Source organism: Prevotella sp. HJM029, from assembly GCF_000599605.1.
Classification (GTDB): domain Bacteria; phylum Bacteroidota; class Bacteroidia; order Bacteroidales; family Bacteroidaceae; genus Prevotella.
This window is the reverse complement of sequence record NZ_AZHT01000014.1, coordinates 22,743-28,742: the sequence shown is the minus strand read 5'-3', so window position 1 is coordinate 28,742 and position 6,000 is coordinate 22,743. Positions and strand designations below refer to the sequence as shown.

The 6,000-nt window shown below is 44.9% G+C and carries 4 protein-coding genes; all 4 read left to right on the top strand.

Annotated elements, in window-relative coordinates; genetic code table 11:
- The first annotated feature begins 589 nt into the window (after positions 1–589).
- The 4 genes from X919_RS0101325 to galK all read left to right on the top strand — a co-directional run bounded on the left by X919_RS0101325 (position 590) and on the right by galK (position 5,699).
- Positions 590–1,882 (top strand): bifunctional folylpolyglutamate synthase/dihydrofolate synthase, encoded by a 1,293-nt coding sequence (locus X919_RS0101325; RefSeq protein WP_028898698.1) that lies wholly within the window; start codon positions 590–592, stop codon positions 1,880–1,882.
- 95 nt (positions 1,883–1,977) lie between these two features.
- Positions 1,978–3,075 (top strand): aldose epimerase family protein, encoded by a 1,098-nt coding sequence (locus X919_RS0101320; RefSeq protein WP_028898697.1) that lies wholly within the window; start codon positions 1,978–1,980, stop codon positions 3,073–3,075.
- Between the two features lie 23 nt (positions 3,076–3,098).
- Positions 3,099–4,397 carry an MFS transporter gene (locus X919_RS0101315; RefSeq protein ID WP_028898696.1) on the top strand — a complete coding sequence of 433 codons (1,299 nt, stop codon included), beginning with the start codon at positions 3,099–3,101 and terminating at the stop codon, positions 4,395–4,397.
- A 141-nt stretch (positions 4,398–4,538) separates the two neighbouring features.
- Complete coding sequence (gene galK / locus X919_RS0101310) at positions 4,539–5,699, top strand: galactokinase (RefSeq protein WP_028898695.1); 1,161 nt, start codon at positions 4,539–4,541, stop codon at positions 5,697–5,699.
- The last annotated feature ends 301 nt before the right edge of the window (positions 5,700–6,000 follow it).

The window sequence follows — 6,000 nt, the reverse complement described above, 5'->3', positions numbered from 1 at the left end:
ACAAATACTCTTCCGGCAAAGGAATGACCCTGCAAACCGGCATTTCATACAGCTTCTTTTGTTTCATTTTCTTTGATTAATATAATGACTCATTTAGAGTTATTAATAATTTATATCTATTCTACAACCATTTGGCTTACTCTCTAAAAACTATTAAAAGGCAATATGCTTATTTTTGCGCTATTATTTGTTCTAAAGAGATTGCACCTTGAATGAATATTGGGTGCAAAGGTATAAACTTTTAAGGAAAATCGCAAAGATATTATAAAAAGAACTAAGAATTCTATGGAGCATGCTACCCCAAAAACGAAATACGTAATGATGAAAACATCTAAGAAAATATTCTGCTGGCTAAACATCTAAGCATGAATATTAGAAATTATGATTCGTAAGGTGGCATAACTCTTTACAAGCGTCTAAAATCCATAATGGAATAAATTTATACCACTTTTCCTGTTGCCATCCTGCATATATTTTATACCTTTGTATGCGGAGTTGATGCATACCAGCTGACTACTTAATACAAAAGGATCAGCAAAGTGATACTGCAAATGTGCCCCCCACTCCAAAACATAATAACAACACAAATATGAATTATCAAGAAACAATAGCTTACCTATTTAATAGTACGCCTGTTTTTGAGCAGATTGGAGCAAAGGCTTATAAGGATGATTTGCACAACACCCGCATTTTAGATGAACATTTTCAACACCCACACAAAAATTATAAGACCATTCACATCGCAGGAACCAATGGAAAGGGGTCTTGTTCCCATTCGCTTGCAGCACTGTTACAAGCCAAAGGTTACAAAGTGGGGCTATACACATCGCCACACATCAAAGATTTTCGTGAGAGAATACGTGTCAATAGCGCCTGTATTAGCGAGCAATATGTAGTAGATTTCGTTGAAAAAGAGCGCACTTTCTTTGATCCTCTCCACCCTTCTTTTTTCGAACTCACCACAGCCATAGCACTCAAGTATTTCGCTGACGAGCATGTGGAGATTGCCGTTATCGAAGTAGGATTAGGCGGGCGCTTAGACTGTACGAATGTTATCACTCCCATCCTCTCTATCATCACAAATATTAGCTTTGATCACACTCAATTTTTGGGCAACACATTGGCGAGTATTGCCGCAGAAAAGGCTGGAATTATCAAGCCTCATGTACCTGTCGTCATCGGCGAGGACGTGCCTGAGACACGCACAATATTTCTGCAAAAAGCCAAAGAGCAGAATGTCCCCATCACCTTTGCACAGGATCATCCGGAAGTGATTAGCAGTCAGATTAACGAACAACAACAGGGGCGTGACTACGAGACGGTGCACTATCAGCACCTGCATTGCGATTTGGAAGGCGATTATCAAGAAAAGAATATGAACACGGTGCTAACAGCAGTTGGCGTTTTAAAATCGCTCAATATTGATTTAACATCACAACTCTACGCCTTACAACATGTGGCTGCGAGCACGCATCTCTTAGGACGCTGGATGACTATACAGCACAATCCAACGGTTATCTGCGACACTGGACACAATCTTGCGGGGTGGCAATATATTGCTCAGCAACTGAAGCGCCAGCCTGCACGCAAAAAACGGATTGTCTTCGGCATGGTAGACGATAAAGATATCAATGCTGTGATGGATTTGCTTCCACAAGAAGCACAATACTATTGGACACAAGCCCGTACTAAACGTGCTATTCCCGTGCAACAAGTGGCCGACTTAGCCCTACGAAAAGGAATGCGAGGAATTTGTTTTGGAACCGTTGAGGCAGCCTACCGACAAGCATTGCAAGATGCTCAACCCGATGATTTTATTTTCGTGGGAGGGTCAAGCTATGTAGTATCAGATCTGCTCATGACAATTAAAATTAAAATATAATTCGTTAACAGATTTTTTTTGACGTTTCTTTTTGAGTATTCATTTTTTTTCTGTTACTTTGCAGGTATTATGTAACTAAAAAACACCAAATGAAAATGAATACCGAACCTGTGAACAATCGCTGCGGTCTGGAGCGAGATGATTTCAAAACCATCGTAAACGGAAAACAAACCGACCTATACATCTTAAGGAATGCATTAGGAAATGAGGTTGCTATTACAAATTATGGTGGTGCTATTGTTGCAATTATGATGCCCGATAAAAACGGACATTATGCAAACATTATCCAAGGTCACGACAACATCCAAGATGTTATCAATTCGCCAGAGCCCTATCTGAGCCGACTGATAGGGCGATATGGGAACAGAATTGCAAAAGGAAAGTTCCAATTACATGGTAAAGAATACCGTTTAAATATTAATAATGGTCCCAATAGCCTGCACGGAGGGAAGCATGGCTTCAACGACAGAGTTTGGGATGCAGAACGCATGAACGACCAAACGTTGGTGCTTTACTATGTGTCGGCCTATGGAGAAGAGGGCTTTTCGGGTGAGCTGAAGACAACAGTCATCTACACTTTCACCGATGACAACGAACTTATCATTGACTATATCGCTACCACCAACAAGCAAACTATTCTCAACCTCACACATCATGCATTCTTTTCATTAAGCGGCGTGGCTCATCCTACACCAACTGTCGAGAATGTAATCTGTGAAATCAATGCAGACTTTTATCTTCCTATTGACAAAACAAGCATTCCTACTGGAGAAATATTGAAGGTAGCCCACACGCCGTTTGATTTCACCACGCCGAAAACGATTGGGGAACGCATCAACGACAATCACGAGCAACTGAAACATGGCACAGGCTATGACCATTGCTATGTGCTCAATAAGAAAGAAGAAAAGGAACTTAGCTTTGCAGCAAAACTCATTGAACCACAATCGGGAAGAACCTTAGAAATGTACACCACTGAACCTGGTATGCAGCTCTATACCGGCAATTTTGAAAATGGTTTTGCTGGCTATCATGGTGCGACGTTCCCTGCACGATCTGCCATTTGCTTAGAAGCGCAGCACTTCCCCGACACACCCAATCACCCCTATTTCCCATCGGTCATTCTGAATCCCGGTGAACAATATAAGCAGAAAACCATTTATAAATTTGGAATAGAAAAATATAGAGATTAATCAATAAAAACAGAAATATAACAATGGAAAATCAAACAAAAAAGAAAGGAGCATTAGTGGCTATCATCACCATGATGTTCTTATTTGCAATGATTGCATTTGTCACCAACATGGCCGCCCCATTTGGAACCATTTGGAAAGAACATTATGATTGGGCAGGCATGATGGGTAACATGATGAACTTTGCAGCTTATCTCTTCATGGGAATTCCCGCAGGCATGATGATTACCAAGTATGGCTACAAGAAGACAGCACTTGTTGCCTTAGCCTTAGGCTTCATCGGTATTGTCATTCAATACTGCTCAAGCACGATGGATGGTAATGCCATCAGCACCTATGTGGTCTACTTACTTGGTGCTTTCATCTGTGGTTTCTGCGTGTGCATCCTTAACACCGTCGTTAACCCCATGCTCAACCTTCTTGGTGGTGGTGGGAACCGCGGCAACCAGCTTATTCAAACCGGTGGATCACTCAATTCATTGGCTGCCACACTCACCCCAATCTTCGCGGGTTCGATGATTGGCGAAATCACAAAAGACACATCGCTAAAGGTTGTCACGCCATTGTTGGTGATTGCAATGATTATTTTTGCAGCATCGTTTGTCATCGTTTGGTTTACACAGCTCACTGAACCAGAGACCGAAAAATCTGACGTGCTTGCAGGCATCAAAGGCGCATTAGCCTATCGCCAATTAGTTTTAGGTATCATTGCCATTTTCTTCTACGTGGGCATTGAAGTGGGCGTTCCCGGCCAATTACTCTTCTATCTTAGCGAACCTGTGGCTAAAGGAGGCGTGCTTGGAAGCGCCGCCATCGCAGGTCTCATTGCAGGTGTTTACTGGCTTTTGATGCTCGTTGGTCGCTTTGTGAGCGCATTCATCAGCGGAAAAGTTTCGTCACGCACGCAACTCACCGTCACTTCATGCGTTGCACTCCTGTTCCTTTTGGTGGCTATCTTCATGCCCGAAGCCAGCAAAATCAGCCTCACCGTGCCCGACCTCTCCCATAGCTGCTTCATCGATGCAGAGGTTCCCGCCAAGGTGTTGTTCATCATCCTCTGCGGCTTGTGCACATCTGTGATGTGGGGGGTTATCTTCAACCTCGCAACAGAAGGCTTAGGCAAATACACCGCAACAGCATCGGGACTATTTATGACCATGGTTGTCGGTGGCGGACTCATGCCTTTAATCCAAAATCTCATGGCACGCAAAATTGGCGACATCAACAGCTATTGGATTGTTGTCGCCATGCTCGCCTACATGTTGTTCTACGCCTTAATCGGGTCACGCCCCGCAAAGAGCAATACAGGGAAAGTCGGCTAACGGTTAAACGTTTACGATAGCAAGAATAGCAGTCTTTAAACAGAGCCCATCTACGAGGAAAATCGCAAGAGAGAACTCCAAAAAAAGGCTGCTATTTTTGTAGCAACAACGAATTAAAAACACTTTTAAAATATTACTAACATGGACATTGAAAAAGTAAGAAGCCGGTTCATCAAACACTTTGATGGCCAGACGGGCAACATCTACATGTCGCCCGGACGCATTAATCTCATTGGCGAGCACACCGATTACAACGGAGGCTACGTGTTCCCCGGAGCTGTCGACAAAGGCATTATGGCCGAAATCCGTCCCAACGGCACCAACACCATCATGCTCTACTCCATCGATTTGAAAGACCGTGTGGAATTTGCCGTCAACGACCCCAAAGGCCCGCGCGCTACATGGGCACGCTACATCTATGGTGTTGTGCGCGAGATGCTCGACCGCGGCATTGCCATCGCAGGCTTCAACGCCGCCTTCTATGGCGACGTCCCCTTGGGCGCAGGCATGTCGTCAAGCGCCGCTTTAGAGAGCTGCTTCGCCTTTGCTCTCAACGATTTGTTTGGCAACAATCAGCTTTCCAAATGGGATTTGGCGCTCATCGGCCAAGCCACCGAGCACAAATATATTGGGGTGAATTGCGGCATCATGGACCAGTTTGCCAGCGTCTTCGGGCAAGAAGGCAAGCTCATGCGCTTAGACTGCCAGAGCCGCGAGTTCGAATACTTCCCCTTCCACCCCAAAGGCTACAAATTAGTGCTGCTCAACTCCAAAGTGAAGCACGAATTAGTGGGCAGCCCCTATAACGACCGCCGCAAGAGTTGCGAGCACGTTGTGGAAGTCATTGCGAAGAAATATCCCGATTGCGACATCAAAACCCTGCGCGATTGCAACTTCGACCAGTTGGAGAGCGTGAAGGCCCAACTCAACGAAGAAGACTTCAAGCGCGCCCGCTACGTGCTCGGAGAGAAAGAACGCGTGCTCGCCGTGTGCGATGCTTTGGAGCGCGACGATTATGCCACCGTGGGGCAGAAGATGTTCGAGACCCACGAGGGATTGAGCAAAGACTACGATGTGTCGTGCGAAGAACTCGACTATCTCAACGACATCGCCAAGGAATGTGGCATTGCCGGCAGCCGCATCATGGGCGGCGGCTTTGGCGGTTGCACCATCAATTTGGTGGAAGATGCCCTCTATGACACGTTCATTCAAACCGCACGCGAGAAATTCGCACAGAAATATGGCCATGCCCCCGAAGTCATCCCCATCGTCATTGGGCAAGGCTCGCACAAGGTGTGTTAACCTTAGCATGCAAGGGTGCGCGAAGGGCGCATCGGCAAATTGCTATCGTTCATCACCCTGAAGCAATCAATCACAAGGTGGAGCAGCACAATTCGTGCTGCTCCACCTTTTTTATCTCCTAACGCAGCCTTGTGCATTCGTCAGCCGTAAGAAAAGGTTACTGGCGAGATGTTTACCGCAATGAACAAAATCAAAAAAGGTAGCATAAGTGAAAAAGAGACCTAAAATGGGGGCTACTTTCATCATATAAGCCTAAATTTGAACGAAATAGAAGATATAGGAGAGCATGTTTACACATTTT